Origin of the sequence: Vibrio sp. WZ-1 (genome assembly GCF_052037695.1) — a bacterium.
Taxonomy (GTDB): domain Bacteria; phylum Pseudomonadota; class Gammaproteobacteria; order Enterobacterales; family Vibrionaceae; genus Vibrio.
Genome location: NZ_JBQEQR010000085.1, coordinates 49,639 through 69,093 on the forward strand (window position 1 = coordinate 49,639; position 19,455 = coordinate 69,093).

Below are 19,455 nucleotides of genomic sequence, written 5' to 3' on the forward strand. Positions count from 1 at the left end.
TTTTGAAGGCTGACTTTACTTTCTCCTAATCAGGAAACTGATTAATTTTACAATTGGCGTATGTTAATTGTTTTATAGATATTCCGACCACACAGTTTTGTGTGGTTTTTTTTTGCCAATTTTTCCGCTTCTCCCCATCTTTTCCAGCTAGAACCTATAGTTAGTTTATCTTAATCGCAGAAGAATCAACGAACTAGAGCAATAGATCTACTTGCTTCACGTTTATTTAAACGCATGTTTGATAAATTTAACAAGTTGATTACAATGCATCAGGTCAGACCTCTTGTATTTAAGGAGAAACAATGGGCAAGCAGGAAGTGAAAACACGCCAAGGTGAGCGTGTCGCTATTGTCGCAGGGCTACGAACCCCCTTTGCTCGTCAAAGCACTGAGTTCAGCCAGGTGCCAGCGGTCGATTTAGGCAAAATGGTAGTGAGCGAAATGCTTGCTCGTACAGATATCGATCCGAAACTTATCGAACAAGTTGTATTTGGACAGGTTGTTCAAATGCCAGAAGCGCCAAACATTGCTCGAGAAATCGTGTTAGGAACAGGAATGCACATCCACACTGATGCCTATAGCGTAACTCGTGCGTGTGCGACCAGCTTCCAAGCCGCAGTCAACGTCGCTGAAAGTATTATGGCGGGCAGCATTGATGTTGGTATCGCTGGTGGTGCAGATTCATCATCTGTTTTACCAATTGGCGTTTCGAAGAAACTTGCCGCGAACTTGCTTGCACTAAGTAAAACCAAAACGTTGGGACAAAAGCTCAGCATTCTTAAACAACTCAGCTTTAAAGACTTAATGCCTGTGCCGCCAGCAGTAGCGGAATACTCAACTGGTTTGTCGATGGGACAGACTGCAGAGCAAATGGCGAAGAGTCACGGTATTACTCGTGCTGAGCAAGATGCATTGGCACACCGCTCTCATTCTTTAGCCTCTCAAGCATGGAAAGACGGCAAGATCCAAGATGAAGTAATGACTGCTTTCCCAGAACCCTACAAGAAGTGGATTTCTGAAGATAACAATATTCGTCATGATTCTACACTAGAGGGCTACGCGAAACTGCGTCCCGCTTTTGATCGCCAATATGGCAGTGTGACCGCCGCGAACAGTACTCCACTTACTGATGGTAGCGCAGCGGTGATGCTAATGCGAGAAGGCAAAGCAAAAGAGCTAGGTATGGAAATTCTTGGCTACATTCGTGGCTATGCGTTCTCTGCCATCGGTGTAGAAATGGACATGCTAATGGGGCCAACATATGCGACAGCAAAAGTGTTGGAGAATACCGGTCTAGAGCTTTCAGATCTGACGCTTATCGATATGCACGAAGCATTTGCTGCGCAAGCTCTTGCAAACGTGAAGATGTTTGCTTGTGACAAATTTGCCCAAGAAAATTTAGGTCGTTCGAAAGCGATTGGTGAAATCGATATGGACAAGTTCAACGTCCTTGGCGGCTCGATTGCCTATGGTCACCCATTTGCCGCAACAGGTGCTCGTATGATGACACAAACGCTACGTGAGCTTAAACGTCGCGGTGGTGGTCTTGCGTTGAATACCGCATGTGCCGCAGGTGGTCTTGGTGCAGCAATGATTTTGGAGGTTGAGTAATGAGCGAGCAAAAAGCATTTAGTCTAAAGATTGATGAGCAAAACATTGCTTGGCTAGCCATCGATGTGCCAAACGAAAAAATGAACACGCTGCAAGCGGCGTTTGCAGATGAGATGAAAGAGATTTTCGCTCAACTGAAAGACACTAGCGGCGTGAAAGGGATGATCATTCATTCCCTAAAACCAGATAACTTTGTTGCGGGCGCCGACGTTCGTATGCTCGAAGCGTGCACCACGGCAAGTGAAGCTGAGGCACTAGCTAAGCAAGGTCAAGAGTTGTTCAAACAGCTTTCCGAGCTGCCTTATCCGGTCGTTGCCGCGATTCATGGTCCCTGCCTTGGTGGTGGCTTAGAGCTTGCTCTCGCGTGTGACTACCGCGTATGTACTGATTCCGATAAAACGCGTCTGGGTTTGCCAGAAGTGCAACTTGGTCTGTTGCCAGGTTCTGGTGGTACTCAACGTCTTCCGCGTTTGATTGGTCTATTGCCTTCGTTAGATTTAATCCTTACAGGCAAACAACTGCGTGCGAAGAAAGCGAAGAAACTGGGCGTGGTTGATGCTTGTGTGCCTGAAACTATCTTACTGGATGTTGCTAAGAAGCACATTGAGAAAGAGAAGAAGAGAGGCAAGCAAAAACAATCGACAAAAGAGAAGTTGATGTCGGGCAGCAGTTTGGGGCGCAAGTTTGTGTTTGAGCAAGCAGCGAAGAAAACCAATGAAAAAACTCGTGGCAATTACCCAGCAACGGTCGCGATTCTAGAAGTGATCCAGCATGGTCTTGAAAAAGGTTTTGCGCAAGGTCAAGAGCTTGAAGCGAAGCGCTTTGGCGAATTGGTGATGAGCTCAGAATCGAAAGCATTGCGATCTATCTTCTTTGCCACCACTGAAATGAAGAAAGAAAACGGCGCGGAAGCTGATCCAGCCGCAGTCAACAAAGTTGGCGTGTTGGGTGGCGGTCTTATGGGGGCAGGCATCAGCCATGTTTCTGTTGCGAAAGCGAAAGTGCCAGTACGAATTAAAGATGTCAGCAATGACGGTGTGCTTAACGCATTGAACTACAACTACAAGTTGTTCGAAAAGCAGCGTAAGCGCCGCATAATCTCGAAAGCAGGTCTACAATCGAAGATGCTGCAACTCTCGGGTGGCATTGACTTTACAAGCTTCAACCATATTGATGTGGTTATCGAAGCGGTATTTGAAGATCTCGAACTGAAGCAAAAGATGGTTGCGGATATTGAAGCGAACGCGAAACCAGAAACTATCTTTGCGACCAATACGTCTTCGCTACCAATCCACAACATTGCGGAAAAAGCAGAACGCCCAGAAAACATCGTCGGTCTGCACTACTTCAGCCCTGTAGAGAAAATGCCGCTGGTGGAAGTGATTCCTCATGAAACTACGTCAGAAGAGACCATTTCTACGGTTGTTGCACTTGCGAAGAAGCAGGGCAAGACACCAATCGTTGTTAAAGACAAAGCTGGCTTCTATGTAAACCGTGTTCTTGCTCCTTACATGAACGAAGCTGCAAACATCTTGCTTGCAAATGAGCCGATCGAACAACTTGATGGCGCGCTACTTGACTTCGGCTTCCCAGTCGGTCCGATTACCTTGTTGGATGAAGTTGGTGTTGATATTGGCGCCAAGATCATGCCGATCTTGGTTAACGAATTGGGTGAACGATTTAAAGGTCCAGACGTATTCGACACACTACTGAATGACGGTCGCAAAGGGCGTAAGAGTGGTAAAGGCTTCTATACCTACAAAGGTAAGAAGAAAGAAGTCGATAAGTCAGTGTACAAGCTGTTGAACCTGACCCCTGAGTCGAAGTTAAGCGACAACGATATCGCGCTGCGTTGTGTATTGCCGATGCTAAACGAAGCGGTCCGCTGTTTAGATGATGGTATTATTCGTTCACCACGCGACGGTGATATCGGTGCGATCTTTGGTATTGGTTTCCCACCATTCCTAGGTGGTCCATTCCGTTACATGGATCAGTTCGGTTTGAAAGAACTGGTGGAGAAAATGAATGAATTTGCTTCGAAATACGGCGAACGTTACGCACCATGTGATGGGTTGTTAACCCGTGCAGGAGAAGGTCGCAATTTCTACTCTTAGCTATATCTGACTGGATAAATAAAAAGGCTTGCGGAATGCAAGCCTTTCTTTTTCTAATTAGTTATCAAGACATTACTTCTTCTTGTCTTTCTTACCCTTGTCATGGCCCTTACCAGGGTTGTCATCACCATGAACACTCGAGTTTCCTTTGTGCTTCTTATCATGTTTGCCTGAAGAACAGTCATCAGATTTTATCGAGACGTTATCACCATCGAGGCGCAAACAATCATTGCTTAGCTCAAAGTCATCGCCCTTAATCGTGATATCCGCATGAGCGAAAGGTGCAAGTGGCATTAGTACCGCAGCAAGTAAAAGTAGCTTTTTCATATTATCCTCATGTTTGCATGTGTTTCTTGAACAAGGCTATTACAGCATAAACGAAAGTGATGTTTTTACCATTTTACGCCAGCTATGCCGTCAAGCATTATCCTAAACCACAGTCTTGTGGGCGCAGTTGAAATTCTTCTATAGAACCCACTTCTAGTCCTAAATCAATACGTGGAGCATCAATATGTGACGTTCCTTGGGAGTGCATCACCAAGCGATTAGCTGTGCGAGGCTTAAGCTCATTCACGACAAAGCGAATCATATCTGTACGGGTAAGGCTTTTTAGTTCCTGCAGTACTTTTTCTCTTTGGTTGAACTCGGTATCTTTATTGCCGATAGCGACCCAAAGGCGCTGTGCTCTGCCACGTAATGTAGTATCTGGTGCTGCTATTTGATTCCACAGCCCTCGTTTACTACTGTGCCACTGGTACTCATTGAGCTCTAATAGCACCATATAAAAGGCATTTAAGAACTCGTCAATCGAGGTCACCAGTTCGGCTGGAGCTGCATTTGGTGATTGCACGTAAAGTACGATACCTGGATGGCGATTTAGTGGCATATTGCCGGTGCCAACCATATAGCCAAGCTGCTGTTTTGTGCGGATTTCATGGAAGAAGGTCGCTGACATCAAATGATTCGCAAGTGAATAAAGGGCAATATTGCGAGGTTCGATATCTTCACATTGATGGTAGATAACAACCGCTGAATCTTGTTGGTTGCAATGTACCTCACGTTGGAAGCTGCCGTTTTCCCCCAGCATGACCAAGGGGCGAAGTGCCTCCTCGTAGCGCTGCTCTTTAACGCGCAGTGCGTCTTTTAACGTGGTGGCCATATCGTGAGCTTGCTGACGTTGCCAGTCGCCATAAACAAACATCTCTACGTGCAATTCCGCGAGGATCGATTCGACAAATACTGATAACTCATCGACTTCGATTTCCTCCAATGCTTCGACTAGTGTCGCGAAAGGTGGATTGTTTGGTTGAAGTAGGCCGGTTAGAGCATTGAACAGCTGCGAAATAGGACGATCTTGAGATGAATTGTGCCAATTACGTAATAGTTGCTGTTTAATCGTTTCAAAGCGAACCGGACTAAACTCGCGCGCCGCAAAGCGATGAAGAATCATCTCTAGTAGTTGGGGCAGTTTTTGGCTAAATCCGGACAGGGTCAATGTGACGCCACCTTGGTGAGCATACATGTTGTAGCCCATGCCGGCGATTTCCGCTTGATAAGTTTCTTGTGCCAGAGAATCGAGGAACATCTCGACACATAAGCGCGTTTTTACGATGTTTTTCGGTGATGCGACAGCATGGGAGCTATCGATCGCAACATACACAACGCCTTTTGGTACGCAGAACTCATCATCTTGCAGATGCCACAGGCGAAAGCCTTCTAAATCTTCGACCAACTCAGGCAATGAGCCGCCATTTTCTAACGGTTTTGGGTCGAGATCGTAACAAATGTATGGGTTCTTTTCTGGTAGTAAGAATTGCCAACTTGGGTCGATTTGCTGATAGAAGCGGCGCTGGTCATCGTTGAATGGGGTGACCGAGTAAGGCGTGAAGTACCACTCTGCGGTTTGATTGTATTCCAAGCCTTTTGCAATCAATGTGACGCGAACATTTTCAACCGAAAGATACTGCAACAATGAACGTTGAAGCTCTTCATCATAGCCTGCCATTTTGTAGTCACCATAAACCGTGTCTTCCGGCTGATAGTGCTGCATGTTTATGACCAGGTGGCTGACCAAATCCATTGGGCGAGATGGCTCTTGGAAGCGGAAGGCCGATTCTAATACCGCTTGCTTCTCCAAGTAGCGCCATTGATCCATACCATCTTGTTTAATCATAGTTAGGTACTGGAACACCGCTTGCACGATACCATCGACGTGATCTAAACCCTTTGGAGTCAGTGTGCAACTCACCGTAAAGTCTCGATAGTTGCTGCCACTCGCGCCCCCCCCAGCAGAGAGGGAAGTGATCCAGCCTTTCTCTTTCAATTGGATCATCAGACTGCCTTCGCCTTCATAGCCTAGCAGGTGAGCAAAGTAGGAGAGCGGTTTCACGCTATAGTGTTCATCCATTCCTGGCATTGGGAAAGTCAGGATCAGTTTGCGGAATTCTTTAATGGGCTCTACTTGGACCAAAATGCCTGTGCTGTCTTCAGTGCCGATAGGCACATCGATCGATTTACCGCGCAGCTGGTGGTTTGGAATATCAGCAAACATGGTTTCCACCCACGCTTGCTGCTCATCCAGAGATTGCGGACCAAACAAGGTCAGCGTCATCAAATCTGCGGAATACTGAGAGTGGTGAAACTCAACAATCTCGTCGCGAATCGATTTACCATCGCGATCGCCTAGTGTATCTGAGTTACCGACGGAGAATTTAGCGAATGGATGTTCAGGGTTAATGACTTCTTTGTTTACTTGATACAGGCGGCGAGAGTCATCATTGAGTTTTAGCTTGTATTCTGAATCGACTGCTTGGCGCTCTTTGTCTAGCGCTTCTTCGTTAAACAGTGGTGCGGTAAAAAATTGACTAAAACGGTCAAGTGCAGTTTCAAATGCTGTTGGTGTCACATCGAAGAAGAAACAAGTGTGCTCAGTACCCGTCCAAGCATTGTTGGTACCACCATGTTGACTAATATAACTTTGAAACTCGCCCACTTTAGGGTATTTTTCCGTACCCAAAAAAAGCATGTGTTCTAGATAGTGTGCCAGACCTTGACGATCCATCGGATCATCGAAGTGTCCAACGTTAACTGCTAGAGCTGCTGCCGACTGCTGAGCCGTGTCGGAATGAATCAGCAACACGCGAAGGGCATTACTCAGTGTAATGTAGCGGTATTGATTTGAATCGTTTGGACTTAAGTGCACGATGCATCTCCAGATTTCGCATTACAGTAATTATGAACCCCGAGTGGGGAGGCGCAAAGTTTGCGCTTCGACAAATACTGCTTGCCGCATTTTTGTTATTCGTAAGAGTACTGCATAAGCCCATTAGCTAATGCTATGGGGTTCGAGCTATTTGAAGGAATGCACTGAGTTCATTACTTCATCGTAGAATGTGATGAACTGAGTATATTCTTTTTAATAGATTGTTAAGAAAGTCGCTATCTTTAGCAAGCGAATTGGTATAATGAACCGATAATTATATCAGTATTTTTGCTTCAACATTATTAAAGTTAGCCCGCTATCGATATAAAGATAGCAGTCAACCTTTTGGTAGCGTTAGCTATCCCTAGGAAATAACATGAAAATATTTATCTTGCGCCACGGTGAAGCGGAACATTTTGCGAACTCTGACGCAGAAAGACAACTGACCCCAAGAGGCAGAACTGAATCGGAAGCGGTTGCCCGTGCATGTAAAGAACAAGGTTTTGCCCAATTCGATAAAGTATTGGTGAGTCCGTACATTCGAGCAGAGCAAACTTGGCAAGAAATCAGCGCGCATTTTTCGGCAAAGAGCATCGAAACATGTGAAGAGATCACCCCTTACGGTCAATCCGATCAGGTGTTTGATTTTGCTAATGCCTTGATTGAAGTGGAAAAGCTTGATTCTCTACTGTTTGTATCTCACTTACCGCTAGTTGGTTATTTAACTTCTGAGTTCGTGAAAGACATGACGCCTCCAATGTTTCCAACATCGGGTTTGGCATGTATTGAGTATGATCCGCAAACACAACGCGGTGAAGTACTGTGGCATATCACGCCATAGGACGTTAGAACTCGGGATTCCAGCTCGAGACAAGCAAAAAGGCAGGGTCAACCTGCCTTTGTCGTTCTTGTTAGCTAGTGCCTTATTTTTCTGGAATAGAAAGTAGCACCAGTAGGGCACCATCGCCGCCAAATTCTAAAGGCGCTTGGTGGAATGCCATTACGTCTGGATGTTGAGCTAGCCAAAGTGGCGCTTTCTGTTTCAAGATATGCTTGCCAATGCCGTGTTGCACACACGCACAATGGATTTCATTCTTGATGCAGTAAGCGATCATGGCACCAAGTTCACGCTTGGCTTCTTGTTGTGTCATGCCATGCATATCTAAGAAAACATCAGGCACGTATACGCCACGACGCAGACGTTTCACTTCATAAGTGGATACGTCGTCGCGGGCATAACGAGTAGGGCCATCTTCATTGAGAAGCGGGACAAACTCATCAGAAAAGTAAAACTCGGAATCACTCGCTTCACGATTTGAGCGTTTGATTTCTTTTTGCTTAGTATTTTTTTTTGGTTGCTGGATTATGGTATCCTGTCGCAACTTTTTTACGCCCTGTACTGCATCCTGAAATAAGGCGAAATCGTCATCGTGTTCGGTGTCTTTTTTGCTCATTAGGTTAACAATTTCATTTTTACAATTTATGGCAGTATTGTAGCGCTTTTCGGAGGCAATTTTGGATAAGATTTTTGTAGAAGAGGCGGTATCGGAGCTGCATACCCTTCAAGATATGATTCGTTGGACGGTAAGCCGCTTTAACGCAGCTAACCTGTTTTACGGTCATGGCACTGATAATGCGTGGGATGAAGCGGTTCAGCTTATCCTGCCAACATTATACTTGCCGATTGATGTGCCTCCGCACGTATTAAACTCTCGCCTAACGACAAGCGAGCGCCTACGTATTGTTGAGCGCGTAGTAAAACGCATTAATGAGCGTACACCAACTGCATACCTAACGAACAAAGCATGGTTCTGCGGTCTTGAATTCTTTGTTGACGAGCGTGTACTTGTACCACGTTCTCCAATCGGTGAATTGATTCAAGCCGAATTCCAACCTTGGTTGGTGGAAGAGCCTACGCGCATCATGGACCTATGTACGGGTTCTGGTTGTATCGCAATTGCTTGTGCACACGCATTCCCTGACGCAGAAGTAGACGCGATCGATATCTCAACCGATGCTCTTCAAGTTGCTGAGCAAAACGTACAAGACCACGGTATGGAGCAGCAAGTGTTCCCAATCCGTTCTGACTTGTTCCGCGACCTTCCAAAAGAGAAGTACAACCTGATCGTGTCTAACCCACCTTACGTGGACGAAGAAGACATGAACAGCCTACCAGACGAATTCACGCACGAGCCTGAGCTAGGTCTAGCAGCTGGTACTGACGGTCTAAAACTGGTTCGTCGTATTCTAGCAAACGCGCCAGACTACCTAACGGATAGCGGTATTCTTGTATGTGAAGTTGGTAACTCAATGGTTCACATGATGGAACAGTACCCACAAATTCCATTCACTTGGATTGAGTTCGAGAATGGCGGTCATGGCGTCTTCATGCTAACGCGTGACCAGCTGGTTGAATGTGCAGAAGAGTTCAAACTGTACAAAGACTAATTGAATCACTAATAAATGATGAGAACACCGAGCCTTTTGCTCGGTGTTTTTTTATGCGCTTTTCCTCTCGATTAAGTGAATATTTACTCTTTACATCAAAACATAATAAAGCCACTATGATTCTACGAAGAACTGGAAAGCAGTTGCGCTCAAGGAGAGCGTGGCGACAATAATTTGAGGAAGTAATGGCAGGAAACAGTATCGGACAACATTTTCGAGTGACTACATTCGGAGAAAGTCACGGTATCGCACTAGGATGTATCGTAGACGGATGCCCTCCAGGTCTAGAAATTACAGAAGCGGACCTACAAACGGATCTCGACCGTCGCCGTCCTGGCACGTCACGTTACACCACCCAACGTCGTGAACCGGACGAAGTAAAAATACTTTCTGGCGTATTTGAAGGTAAAACCACAGGTACTTCAATTGGTCTGTTGATCGAAAACACCGATCAACGTTCTAAAGACTACTCAGACATCAAAGACAAGTTCCGCCCAGGACACGCTGATTACACTTACCACCAAAAATATGGCATCCGCGACTATCGTGGCGGCGGTCGTTCGTCTGCACGTGAAACTGCAATGCGTGTGGCGGCTGGTGCAATCGCGAAGAAATACCTGAAAGATGAGTTCGGTGTAGAGATTCGTGCTTACTTGTCACAAATGGGTGACGTTTCCATCGATAAAGTGGATTGGAATGAAATCGAGAATAACGCGTTCTTCTGCCCAGATGCAGACAAAGTCGAAGCGTTTGATCAGCTTATCCGTGACCTGAAAAAAGAAGGCGACTCTATTGGCGCTAAGATTCAGGTTGTGGCAACCAACGTGCCAGTTGGTCTTGGTGAGCCTGTATTTGATCGTCTGGATGCAGACATTGCCCATGCGCTAATGAGCATCAATGCGGTGAAAGGCGTGGAAATCGGTGATGGTTTTGACGTGGTAAACCAAAAAGGCAGCGAGCACCGTGATACGCTTTCTCCAGAAGGCTTCGGCAGCAACCATGCGGGCGGTATTCTTGGTGGTATCTCTACTGGTCAAGATGTTGTTGCAAACATCGCGCTTAAGCCAACGTCAAGCATTACGGTTCCGGGTGAGACCATCACTAAAGAAGGTGAGCCAACTCAGCTGATCACCAAAGGGCGTCACGATCCATGTGTGGGTATCCGCGCAGTGCCTATCGCAGAAGCGATGATGGCTATTGTCGTCATGGACCACTTGTTACGTCACCGTGGCCAAAACCATGGCGTACAAACCGAGACTCCAAAGATTTAAGTTGGAAGCTTATCTCGATAGAAAAACAAAAGGCTGCTCACCGAGCAGCCTTTTTTCATTTCTTTTCAATCGGTTTTGATTCGAATTAATGAATCGAACCTTCTGTTTCCAAGTGGAATGAAGGCAAGCGCCATTTGAAGCGTACTGCCGCCATACGCAGCATGTAGCCAGTAATCAGAGTCACAATCGTTGCGGTTACGTCTGGTACGTTGAACTCAAGAAGAGCTAGGTACAAACCAGATGCAATAAGTGCGACCGAAGCGTATAGCTCTTCATGCAATACAAGCGGGGTTTGGCGACAAATTAAATCACGTAGCAGACCACCGAATACACCAGTTACCAAGGCCGATACCATACAGATTCCAGGGTGCAAGCCCATGCCGATCGCTACTTTGGTGCCGATGATGCTAAATACGATCAAGCCTAGCGCATCTAAACGGATGAACAGGCCTTTCAGTTTAATCACCCACTTAGCCAAGCCAGTCGTCAGGACGCCAGCTACACAAGTGATTGCCAAAAATTCTGGATTCTTTACCCAACCTAGTGGGTAGTGACCTAGTAGAATGTCGCGCACCGTGCCACCGCCAATTGCCGTCGCACTGGCTACCAACATAACGCCAAACCAATCCATTTTTCTTCGACCAGCGCTCAATGCACCAGTCATGGCTTCAGCCGTGATACCAATGATGTACAACACACTTAGCAGCATAAGGGGACACTCAAATAAAAGGGCTCTGTCATGATCCTTGAGATTAAGGAAAACAGCAGCAAAACTTACCAACAAGATTTAAGCCTTGGGAAGGGGCTTAAACCCAAAAAGAATCTCGCTTTAAGTGGCGTTGAAGTTGCCATCATTAAGCTTAAAAATAAGGCGTGAGTGTAGTGGGAAATGTGATCTGTGACGAATGAGAAATTGTATGGAGAAAGCCGTTTTCAGATAAACTCAGCTAATAACCAAACTTGTTGTGTGGCTTTACCTGCGTAACAAAAACAGCGACAATGCGCACCGCATATCAATTTGAAGTACAGAATCGATCATGAACCACGAATATCAAGACCTTATCACCATTTTCAATAATACATTTCTCGAGTCTTTTAATACTAAGCTAGAACTCGGTGGTGATGAGCCGATTTACTTACCAGCAGACCAAGAGCATCCCCATCATCGGATTATTTTTGCTCGTGGTTTCTATGCGTCAGCGCTGCACGAAATTGCCCATTGGTGCGTAGCAGGGCCAGAGCGTCGTTTGCTTGAAGATTTTGGTTACTGGTACGAGCCAGACGGTCGCACTGCAGAGGTTCAAGCGGAGTTCGAAAAAGTTGAAATTCGTCCTCAAGCTTATGAATGGATTTTAGCGAAAAGTGCTGACTTCCCTTTTAACGTCAGTTGTGACAATCTACACGGCGATTTTGAACCAGATCGTCTTGGTTTTATGCACAAAGTGCACAATGAAGTAATGGGTATTCTAGAAAACGGCCTTCCGCCTCGCGTGAAAATGCTATCGGATGCGTTGCGTGCCTTTTACCAAACCAAGCCGCTGGAAACGTCTGACTTTGTAGCTAAGTAATTTCAAGTTACGGGTTCAGGGTAATGTTACTGATTCGAGTCTATTAAATAACCTCAGAGAAGCTCCATGATTATTGAATTTGAAGAAAAACTACTAGAACTGATTGATGCTCGAATTGAAACTGCATCGGATGATGAACTGTTTGCTGGTGGTTATTTACGTGGTCACATTTCTCTGTCAGCAGCGGCGTGTGAAGAAGAGGGCATTAACGATGTGACTGAGTTGAAATCTCGCATCGAAAATAGCCTTGAAGCAGCTCGCTCAGAACTAACGCCAGCCGATCGTGTAATCGTGAGCGACCTATGGCAAGAGCTTCAAGCACAAGCTTAATTCTCGATTGGGCACGATAAGCTTCTAGTTAAAACAAAAAGAGTGTTGAAATACACTCCTTCGAAAATTTCGAATCTCTCCTTAAAATTTTTGTGGTTGTGGCACCTAGGTTCCCCTTTTACTCTAGTGAGTACAAAACGTGAACAAAGGATTACAACCATGAAAATTATCGCATTCGGCGCTTCTACTAGCTCTACCTCTATCAATAAAACCCTTGCGACTTACGCTGCTAACCTTGTTGAAGGTGCAGACGTGCAAGTGTTAGACCTCAACCGCTACGATGTTCCTTTGTTCAGTGAAGACAAAGAGAAAGAAATCGGGCAGGCGGAAGGTGCAAAGGCGTTTCTTGCTGATATCGCTACGGCTGACGCTTTGGTGGTTTCTTTTGCAGAGCACAATGGTTCTTACCCTGCGGCGTACAAAAATCTATTCGATTGGGCGACACGCATCGAGCGCAACGTATTCCAAAATAAACCAGCAGTGTACTTAGCGACATCACCAGGTCCTGGTGGTGCACAAACAGTTTTGGCTGCGGCGACAGGCTCTGCCCCGTATTTCGGCGCAGAAGTAAAAGCATCGCAATCTATCCCAAGCTTCTACGATAACTTTGATTTAGAAACGGGTGAGTTCCGTAATGCGGAAATTGCCGAGCAAGTGAAAGCGGCAGTGGTGGCACTGAGCTAAAAACTTGTAACCCCCTCTAACTCCCCCTTAGAAAGGGGGAGGACTAATGTCGAGTTTGCAACTTGCTCCTCCACTTTTTAAGATGAGGCAAGGAGTGGTTGTTTGTTTTCGGAGCAGTCCCCTTGACTCCTTCTTGGAAAGATGGACGGACTAAGTGAAGCTAAGAACTTGTTCCTCCCCTTTTTAAGGGGAGGCTAGGAGGGGTTATTTGCGCCAATGGTAGGACGGGAAGAGTAATTGAGTCGACTTACAACTCAGTAATCGCCTTACCTTTACGCAGTTTTCTTACCCACATACGGCTTGGGTGCAGCTCAGTCAGCACATCAACAGGCAGTGGCAACGGGTCGCCACAGATTTGCGATGCCAACACCTCGGCCATTAAAGGTGCTGAGCTTAAACCACGAGAACCTAAACCTAGGAAACAGAATAGGTTAGGGAACTGGTGAATCGCTTCAACGTCTTGTTCTTGTTGATTTTGCAGATCCGCATATTGCGTTTTGATGGTTTCAAAGTCGCCTACGTTACCTACAAACGGCAGGTGATCACGGCTAACACAGCGAATACCTTGGCGTGACAAGTTACCAGAGGTATCTACTTCTTTCGTCCAAGCTTGATTCGGCAGACACTTCACCAATTTCTCGGCGTTGTCTTTTTGTGCGTCTTCGTCAAATTTGTAATCTAGGTGGCTGCGGTCGTAACTTGCGCCGATACATAGATGTTGGTTGTTCGGGTTAACAGGCGTCATGTAGCCGTCGTAACACAATACTGTTTTCAGCTTAGACAGCGCTTCAGTCGCAGGTGCGTGGCTAACTTGACCTTTTACCAGACCCATCGGTAGATCAGCAGTTTGGCTTAGTGTTTGGAATTCACTGCCGTTAGCAACCACTACGGTTGAGTGCTCAAAGCTTTGACCGCTCGCTTTCAATGTCCAAAGCTGACGCGCTTTATCCCAATCTAGTGACTCGACTTGGTGCCCGAACTTCGCTTCAAAAAGTTCGTTTTTCTCGAGTTGAGTGATCAAACCGCGCGTAAGTTCAGCAGGGCATAACCAACCACCTAGAGGGTAGTGAACAGACGCCATATCAATCGGTAAGCCAATTTTTTCTGCTGTTTCTTCGGCAGATAGCTTATGAATCAAATCTGGCGTGAAGTTGCCAGCGAGCATTTTTTCCAACTTTTCGGCAGATTTGTCATCCCACATTAGTTGCGTGATGCCACACCAATCGTGATCGAATTGGATATCTTGCGCAGCCTGGTCAACAAACTGACGGGCAAACAAAAAGCCCGGAGCGAATACGCGAGAAACGCCTTTGTGTGGACCATTTAATAATGGGTACACAGCACCTTGTCGGTTGCCCGACGCACCTTCAGCAGGTTGAGCATCTTTGCAGTAGAGTGTGACATTTTGACCGCGGCGAACCAGCGTTTTAGCCAGCGCAGCACTCGCAATGCCTCCGCCAATGATCGCAATGGAATCATGATTGGTTGAAGCTGTGCGGTTGAACCAAGGCTGATGGTTTGAATGCGCTTCACGCTCTTCCATCGAACCTGCGATCATTTCACGCTTGGTGCCGAAGCCTTTGACTTTCTTCATTGCAAAGCCCGCTTCGTTTAAGCCGCGACGTACAAAACCAGCTGCCGTAAAGGTTGCTACCGTACAATCTTGTTTCGCCAGTTTCGCCATACCGTTGAACAGGTTTTGGTTCCACATTTCAGGGTTTTTACTTGGTGCGAAGCCGTCTAGGAACCACGCGTCAATTAGGCCTTGTTCACCATAAGGTACCAGCGGCATGCAGTCTTTGATGTCTCCGAACCACAGGTCGAGTGTAATAGCTCCATCGTCTAACACAATGCGATGGCACTCAGGGACGGCAGCAGGATAGTGTTGCTGTAATTTCTCAGCAAATTCTGCCAGTTCTGGCCAAGATTGATGTGCTTTTTCTAAGTCATCTTTGCTAAGTGGGTACTTCTCAAAGCTGACAAAATGCAATTCTTTTAGTGCTGCCTCTGGATATTCACGACGAAATTCGGTAAACCATTGCCACACAGCTAAGAAGTTCAACCCTGTGCCAAATCCTGTTTCACCAATAACAAAACGTCTTTGGTCAAATTCCTGCCATCTTTCTGGTAGATGATTTTGTTTGAGGAACACGTAGCGCGTCTCTTCAAGACCGTTTACGTTGGAGAAATAGACATCATCAAATTGGTCAGAAACTGGTGTCCCAGCTTCGTTCCAACCAAGTTCTGCATTTTTAATTGAAGTCATAATGGTGCAAATATGTGATTTGGCGCGGTTAGAATTCGTCAATTGTACGAATTTATGGGAAAGCTGACCACTTTTGTTGACTATCTTAGTTATTATCTAGCTGATTTTTGAATTATAGGAATGTCATAATGAAACGAGTCGTAATCACCGGTATGGGTATTGTTTCAAGTATCGGTAACAACGTCGAAGAAGTTCTAGCGTCTCTTAAAGCGGGCAAATCTGGCATCACTGCGTCTGAGCAGTTTAAAGAAAACGGTCTGCGCTCGCAGGTTTGGGGTGATCTGAAAATCAACCCGGCAGAGCACATTGATCGTAAGCAGATGCGCTTTATGGGTGATGCGGCTGCTTATGCATACCTATCCATGCAGCAGGCAATTGAAGACGCTGGTCTATCTGAAGAACAAGTTTCAAACGATCGTACTGGTATCGTTGCTGGTTCTGGTGGTGCTTCTGCATTCAACCAAACAGTTGCAACAGATACGATGCGTGCAAAAGGCGTAAAACGTGTTGGTCCTTACATGGTTCCACGTACAATGTCTTCAACCGTATCTGCGTGTCTTGCAACACCATTTAAGATTCGTGGTGTGAACTACTCAATGAGTTCAGCTTGTGCAACGTCTGCACACTGTATCGGCCACGCGATGGAACTTATCCAGCTTGGCAAACAAGACATTGTATTCGCTGGTGGTGGTGAAGAGCTAGACTGGTCTCAAACTATGATGTTTGACGCGATGGGTGCACTATCTACTAAGTACAACGAAACGCCAGACAAAGCATCTCGCACTTACGATGCAGACCGTGATGGTTTCGTTATCTCTGGTGGCGGCGGCATGCTGGTTATCGAAGAGCTTGAGCACGCTCTAGCTCGTGGCGCGAAAATTTACGGTGAGATTGTAGGTTATGGCGCGACTTCTGATGGCTACGACATGGTAGCACCATCAGGTGAAGGCGCGGTTCGTTGTATGAAGATGGCAATGCAAGACGTTGACCGCATCGACTACATCAACACGCACGGCACTTCTACTCCAGTAGGTGATGTGAAAGAGCTAGGTGCTATCCAAGAGCTATTTGGTGACAACAGCCCTGCTATCTCTGCAACTAAAGCGATGACTGGTCACGCACTAGGTGCTGCTGGCGTTCACGAAGCAATTTACTCAACGCTAATGCTAGACAATAGCTTCATTGCACCAAGTGTGAACATCTCTAACTTGGATGAAGCAGCACAAGGTCTAGACATCGTAACAGAAGCTCGCGAAGCAGAGCTGACTACCGTAATGTCAAACAGCTTCGGCTTTGGTGGTACAAACGCAACGCTAGTAATCAAAAAATACCAAGCGTAAGCGACCCAGAGCTAACTGAATTTGTTGGACTGTGATTCCTTTAGTGATTTGAACAGACCTACAAACCAGTTTCCAGAGCTTGATCAGTTCAACTGATCGAACAGACGCAGACTCTATCCCAAGGAGAGCGGGATAGGATCCTTTTGTTCTGGAACTTTGCCCGGCTAACTTAGCCGGGCTTTTTCTTTTCTAGCTCTTCCTTTGGTGTCATTGTTCCAAGGCGTCCTCTCAAAACTAAACTCGTTGAGGTTTCTTTGGGTATAGTTCTTGAGATTTCTATGGAAAAGGGCACAATCCGTTTAGCTTCGCTTCTTGCGAATAACCGAACTCATACAAATGGATGTTAAAACGCTGGCGCTATGAAAATTATTGTTGATGAAAATATGCCGTACGCTGAAGAGCTATTCAGCCAACTCGGTGAAGTGATTCTAAAACCTGGCCGTACACTGACAGCAGATGACTTAGTTGATGTTGATGCGTTAATGATTCGCTCGGTAACCAAAGTAAATGCAGAGCTGATCAGCAAAGCGAACAAACTGAAGTTCGTTGGTACTGCAACGGCGGGCATGGATCATGTCGATCAAGCACTATTGCAAGAGAAAGGCATTTTATTCACCTCAGCACCAGGTTGTAACAAAGTTGGCGTTGCTGAGTATGTGTTCAGTGTCATGATGGTGCTAGCACAACAAAAAGGTTTCTCAGTTTTTGATAAAACCGTTGGTATCATCGGTGCTGGCCAAGTCGGCAGCTACCTTGAAAAATGTTTGAAAGGTATGGGTATTAACGTTCTTATCAATGACCCATTCAAACAAGAAGAGGGTGATTCTCGCAGCTTCACTCCTTTGACAGAGCTGATCGAAAACTCCGACATCATCACGCTACACACACCTATCACCAAAGATGGCCCGCACCCAACGCATCATCTGATTGATAACACGGTGCTAAATGGCCTTCGTAGCGAGCAAATTCTTATCAATGCCGCGCGTGGTCCGGTCGTAGATAACCAAGCGCTGAAGCAACGTTTACTGAAAAACGACGGCTTTACAGCTGCGCTTGATGTATTTGAATTTGAACCAGAGGTTGATATGGAGCTTCTGCCTCTGCTAGCATTCGCAACCCCTCACGTTGCAGGCTACGGTCTGGAAGGGAAAGCTCGCGGTACAACGATGATTTTCAATAGCTACTGCGAGTTCTTAAATAACGAATTACGTGCGCATGCCAGCGATTTACTGCCAACCGCGCCTGTTCCTACTATGGTATTGGACAGAGCATGGGATGAAGCAACGCTGCACAACATCACGCAGTTAATCTATGATGTGCGTAAAGATGACGCTCTTTTCCGTCGTGAAATCAGTAAGCCAGGTTCTTTTGACCTGATGCGTAAAAACTACTGGGATCGCCGTGAGTACAGCGCTGTCACGCTAATGGGTAATGAAACATGCAATCTTGCTCCATTAGCAGAATTAGGTTTTCAGGTTGAGGTAAGTCAATGAGCCAGCAATACAATGTTGCCGTATTAGGTGCGACCGGTGCGGTCGGTGAAACAATTTTGGAAGTGCTTCAAGAGCGCAAATTCCCAGTAGGCGAAATCTTCCTGCTAGCGAGTGAGCGTAGTGAAGGCAAGACTTACCGCTTCAATGGTAAAACAATTCGCGTACAAAACGTGGAAGAGTTTGATTGGTCTCAAGCGCACATTGCGTTGTTCTCAGCGGGCGGTGAACTGTCTGCCAAATGGGCACCCATTGCGGCTGACGAAGGTGTTATCGTGATCGACAACACGTCTCACTTCCGCTACGAATACGACATTCCTCTGGTCGTGCCAGAAGTGAACCCAGAAGCGATTGCAGAATTCCGTAACCGCAACATCATTGCGAACCCGAACTGTTCAACCATTCAAATGCTGGTGGCGTTGAAGCCAATTCACGATGCAGTGGGTATTGAGCGTATTAACGTATCAACTTACCAGTCTGTATCGGGCGCAGGCAAAGCGGGTATTGATGAGCTAGCAGGTCAAACAGCGAAACTGCTAAATGGTCTACCAGCTGACAAGAAGCAATTCTCTCAGCAGATTGCGTTTAACTGTATTCCACAAATCGACCAGATGATGGAAAACGGCTACACCAAAGAAGAAATGAAAATGGTGTGGGAGACGCAAAAAATCTTTAACGATTCATCGATCACGGTAAACCCAACTTGTGTACGTGTTCCAGTGTTCTACGGCCATGCAGAAGCGCTTCATGTTGAGACTCGTTCACCAATCGATGCACAAGAAGTGATTAATCTACTTGAGCAAACGGATGGTATTGAAGTATTCCACGGTGAAGACTTCCCAACACAAGTTCGCGATGCAGGTGGTAAAGACCACGTAATGGTCGGCCGAATCCGTAACGATATCAGTCACCACAGTGGTGTAAACTTGTGGGTAGTTGCTGATAACGTTCGCAAAGGCGCGGCAACGAATGCAGTACAAATCGCAGAAGTTCTGATCCGCGACTACTACTAAGTGGTACTTGGTTGCTTTGATTAAGAATCTTAAAGCCTCGCTTTGTGCGAGGCTTTTTTGTTCTATCTGAAAAAAATTGTGTGAGATTAGTACGAATATTTTGCGAGCCCCACATTTTT

General features: G+C 46.1%; 17 protein-coding genes. 12 read left to right on the forward strand and 5 right to left on the reverse strand.

The window, feature by feature from the left end; translation table 11 throughout:
- Positions 1-302 precede the first annotated feature (302 nt).
- Positions 303-1,610, forward strand: coding sequence for an acetyl-CoA C-acyltransferase FadI (fadI, locus tag ACTS60_RS20950; RefSeq protein WP_440889830.1), 1,308 nt, complete (start codon positions 303-305; stop codon positions 1,608-1,610).
- Positions 1,610-3,724, forward strand: coding sequence for a fatty acid oxidation complex subunit alpha FadJ (gene fadJ / locus ACTS60_RS20955; protein ID WP_440889831.1), 2,115 nt, complete (start codon positions 1,610-1,612; stop codon positions 3,722-3,724). Before fadI ends, fadJ begins: the two co-directional genes overlap by 1 nt.
- Before the next feature lie 72 nt (positions 3,725-3,796).
- Here fadJ and ACTS60_RS20960 read toward each other — a convergent pair whose 3' ends face one another.
- The gene (locus ACTS60_RS20960) at positions 3,797-4,051 is read right to left on the reverse strand and encodes a CG2 omega domain protein (RefSeq protein WP_440889832.1); all 255 of its coding nucleotides are present in this window, start codon (positions 4,049-4,051) and stop codon (positions 3,797-3,799) included.
- Between the two features lie 97 nt (positions 4,052-4,148).
- Positions 4,149-6,926, reverse strand: coding sequence for an insulinase family protein (locus ACTS60_RS20965; RefSeq protein WP_440889833.1), 2,778 nt, complete (start codon positions 6,924-6,926; stop codon positions 4,149-4,151).
- 376 nt (positions 6,927-7,302) lie between these two features.
- Between ACTS60_RS20965 and sixA the strand changes: the two genes are divergently transcribed.
- A complete protein-coding gene (gene sixA, locus ACTS60_RS20970) occupies positions 7,303-7,767 on the forward strand; it encodes a phosphohistidine phosphatase SixA (RefSeq protein WP_440889834.1) in 465 nt (154 codons plus the stop codon).
- Between the two features lie 82 nt (positions 7,768-7,849).
- On the opposite strand, the gene smrB is transcribed toward sixA, so the two are convergent.
- Entirely contained in the window at positions 7,850-8,380 is a 531-nt protein-coding gene (gene smrB, locus ACTS60_RS20975; RefSeq protein WP_440889835.1) for an endonuclease SmrB, read from the reverse strand.
- A gap of 61 nt (positions 8,381-8,441) precedes the next feature.
- On the opposite strand from smrB, the gene prmB reads away from it, so the two are divergent.
- A complete protein-coding gene (gene prmB / locus ACTS60_RS20980; RefSeq protein WP_010449553.1) occupies positions 8,442-9,374 on the forward strand; it encodes a 50S ribosomal protein L3 N(5)-glutamine methyltransferase in 933 nt (310 codons plus the stop codon).
- Positions 9,375-9,559: 185 nt separating this feature from the next.
- Complete coding sequence (gene aroC, locus ACTS60_RS20985; RefSeq protein ID WP_440889836.1) at positions 9,560-10,645, forward strand: chorismate synthase; 1,086 nt, start codon at positions 9,560-9,562, stop codon at positions 10,643-10,645.
- Positions 10,646-10,730: 85 nt separating this feature from the next.
- Here aroC and ACTS60_RS20990 read toward each other — a convergent pair whose 3' ends face one another.
- Positions 10,731-11,354, reverse strand: coding sequence for a trimeric intracellular cation channel family protein (locus tag ACTS60_RS20990; RefSeq protein ID WP_005433103.1), 624 nt, complete (start codon positions 11,352-11,354; stop codon positions 10,731-10,733).
- A 30-nt stretch (positions 11,355-11,384) separates the two neighbouring features.
- Here ACTS60_RS20990 and ACTS60_RS20995 point away from each other — a divergent pair, with 30 nt between their 5' ends.
- The 4 genes from ACTS60_RS20995 (at position 11,385) to ACTS60_RS21010 (ending at position 13,227) form a co-directional block, all read left to right on the forward strand.
- Complete coding sequence (locus ACTS60_RS20995; RefSeq protein WP_440889837.1) at positions 11,385-11,522, forward strand: hypothetical protein; 138 nt, start codon at positions 11,385-11,387, stop codon at positions 11,520-11,522.
- A 160-nt stretch (positions 11,523-11,682) separates the two neighbouring features.
- On the forward strand, positions 11,683-12,213 hold the full coding sequence (locus tag ACTS60_RS21000) for an elongation factor P hydroxylase (RefSeq protein ID WP_440889838.1): 531 nt from the start codon (positions 11,683-11,685) through the stop codon (positions 12,211-12,213).
- Positions 12,214-12,279: 66 nt separating this feature from the next.
- Positions 12,280-12,543: a YfcL family protein gene (locus tag ACTS60_RS21005; RefSeq protein WP_010449546.1), complete on the forward strand. Its 264-nt coding sequence runs from the start codon at positions 12,280-12,282 to the stop codon at positions 12,541-12,543.
- A gap of 159 nt (positions 12,544-12,702) precedes the next feature.
- Positions 12,703-13,227: an NADPH-dependent FMN reductase gene (locus ACTS60_RS21010; protein ID WP_440889839.1), complete on the forward strand. Its 525-nt coding sequence runs from the start codon at positions 12,703-12,705 to the stop codon at positions 13,225-13,227.
- 247 nt (positions 13,228-13,474) lie between these two features.
- Here the strand turns inward: ACTS60_RS21010 and mnmC are convergent, their stop codons facing one another.
- Complete coding sequence (gene mnmC, locus ACTS60_RS21015; RefSeq protein WP_440889840.1) at positions 13,475-15,493, reverse strand: bifunctional tRNA (5-methylaminomethyl-2-thiouridine)(34)-methyltransferase MnmD/FAD-dependent 5-carboxymethylaminomethyl-2-thiouridine(34) oxidoreductase MnmC; 2,019 nt, start codon at positions 15,491-15,493, stop codon at positions 13,475-13,477.
- Between the two features lie 128 nt (positions 15,494-15,621).
- Between mnmC and fabB the strand changes: the two genes are divergently transcribed.
- The 3 genes from fabB (at position 15,622) to ACTS60_RS21030 (ending at position 19,336) form a co-directional block, all read left to right on the forward strand.
- On the forward strand, positions 15,622-16,833 hold the full coding sequence (fabB, locus tag ACTS60_RS21020; protein ID WP_440889841.1) for a beta-ketoacyl-ACP synthase I: 1,212 nt from the start codon (positions 15,622-15,624) through the stop codon (positions 16,831-16,833).
- 359 nt (positions 16,834-17,192) lie between these two features.
- The gene (locus ACTS60_RS21025) at positions 17,193-18,326 is read left to right on the forward strand and encodes a 4-phosphoerythronate dehydrogenase (protein WP_440889842.1); all 1,134 of its coding nucleotides are present in this window, start codon (positions 17,193-17,195) and stop codon (positions 18,324-18,326) included.
- Positions 18,323-19,336 (forward strand): aspartate-semialdehyde dehydrogenase, encoded by a 1,014-nt coding sequence (locus ACTS60_RS21030; RefSeq protein WP_050912816.1) that lies wholly within the window; start codon positions 18,323-18,325, stop codon positions 19,334-19,336. Before ACTS60_RS21025 ends, ACTS60_RS21030 begins: the two co-directional genes overlap by 4 nt.
- Positions 19,337-19,455 lie beyond the last annotated feature (119 nt).

Excerpts from the sequence above, each read along its gene's own strand:
- fadI (WP_440889830.1), top strand. The coding sequence starts at position 303 with ATGGGCAAGCAGGAAGTGAAAACACGCCAAGGTGAGCGTGTCGCTATT.
- fadJ (WP_440889831.1), top strand. The coding sequence starts at position 1,610 with ATGAGCGAGCAAAAAGCATTTAGTCTAAAGATTGATGAGCAAAACATT.
- ACTS60_RS20960 (WP_440889832.1), bottom strand. The coding sequence starts at position 4,051 with ATGAAAAAGCTACTTTTACTTGCTGCGGTACTAATGCCACTTGCACCT.
- sixA (WP_440889834.1), top strand. The coding sequence starts at position 7,303 with ATGAAAATATTTATCTTGCGCCACGGTGAAGCGGAACATTTTGCGAAC.
- smrB (WP_440889835.1), bottom strand. The coding sequence starts at position 8,380 with ATGAGCAAAAAAGACACCGAACACGATGACGATTTCGCCTTATTTCAG.
- aroC (WP_440889836.1), top strand. The coding sequence starts at position 9,560 with ATGGCAGGAAACAGTATCGGACAACATTTTCGAGTGACTACATTCGGA.
- ACTS60_RS20990 (WP_005433103.1), bottom strand. The coding sequence starts at position 11,354 with ATGCTGCTAAGTGTGTTGTACATCATTGGTATCACGGCTGAAGCCATG.
- ACTS60_RS20995 (WP_440889837.1), top strand. The coding sequence starts at position 11,385 with ATGATCCTTGAGATTAAGGAAAACAGCAGCAAAACTTACCAACAAGAT.
- ACTS60_RS21000 (WP_440889838.1), top strand. The coding sequence starts at position 11,683 with ATGAACCACGAATATCAAGACCTTATCACCATTTTCAATAATACATTT.
- ACTS60_RS21005 (WP_010449546.1), top strand. The coding sequence starts at position 12,280 with ATGATTATTGAATTTGAAGAAAAACTACTAGAACTGATTGATGCTCGA.
- ACTS60_RS21010 (WP_440889839.1), top strand. The coding sequence starts at position 12,703 with ATGAAAATTATCGCATTCGGCGCTTCTACTAGCTCTACCTCTATCAAT.
- mnmC (WP_440889840.1), bottom strand. The coding sequence starts at position 15,493 with ATGACTTCAATTAAAAATGCAGAACTTGGTTGGAACGAAGCTGGGACA.
- fabB (WP_440889841.1), top strand. The coding sequence starts at position 15,622 with ATGAAACGAGTCGTAATCACCGGTATGGGTATTGTTTCAAGTATCGGT.
- ACTS60_RS21025 (WP_440889842.1), top strand. The coding sequence starts at position 17,193 with ATGAAAATTATTGTTGATGAAAATATGCCGTACGCTGAAGAGCTATTC.
- ACTS60_RS21030 (WP_050912816.1), top strand. The coding sequence starts at position 18,323 with ATGAGCCAGCAATACAATGTTGCCGTATTAGGTGCGACCGGTGCGGTC.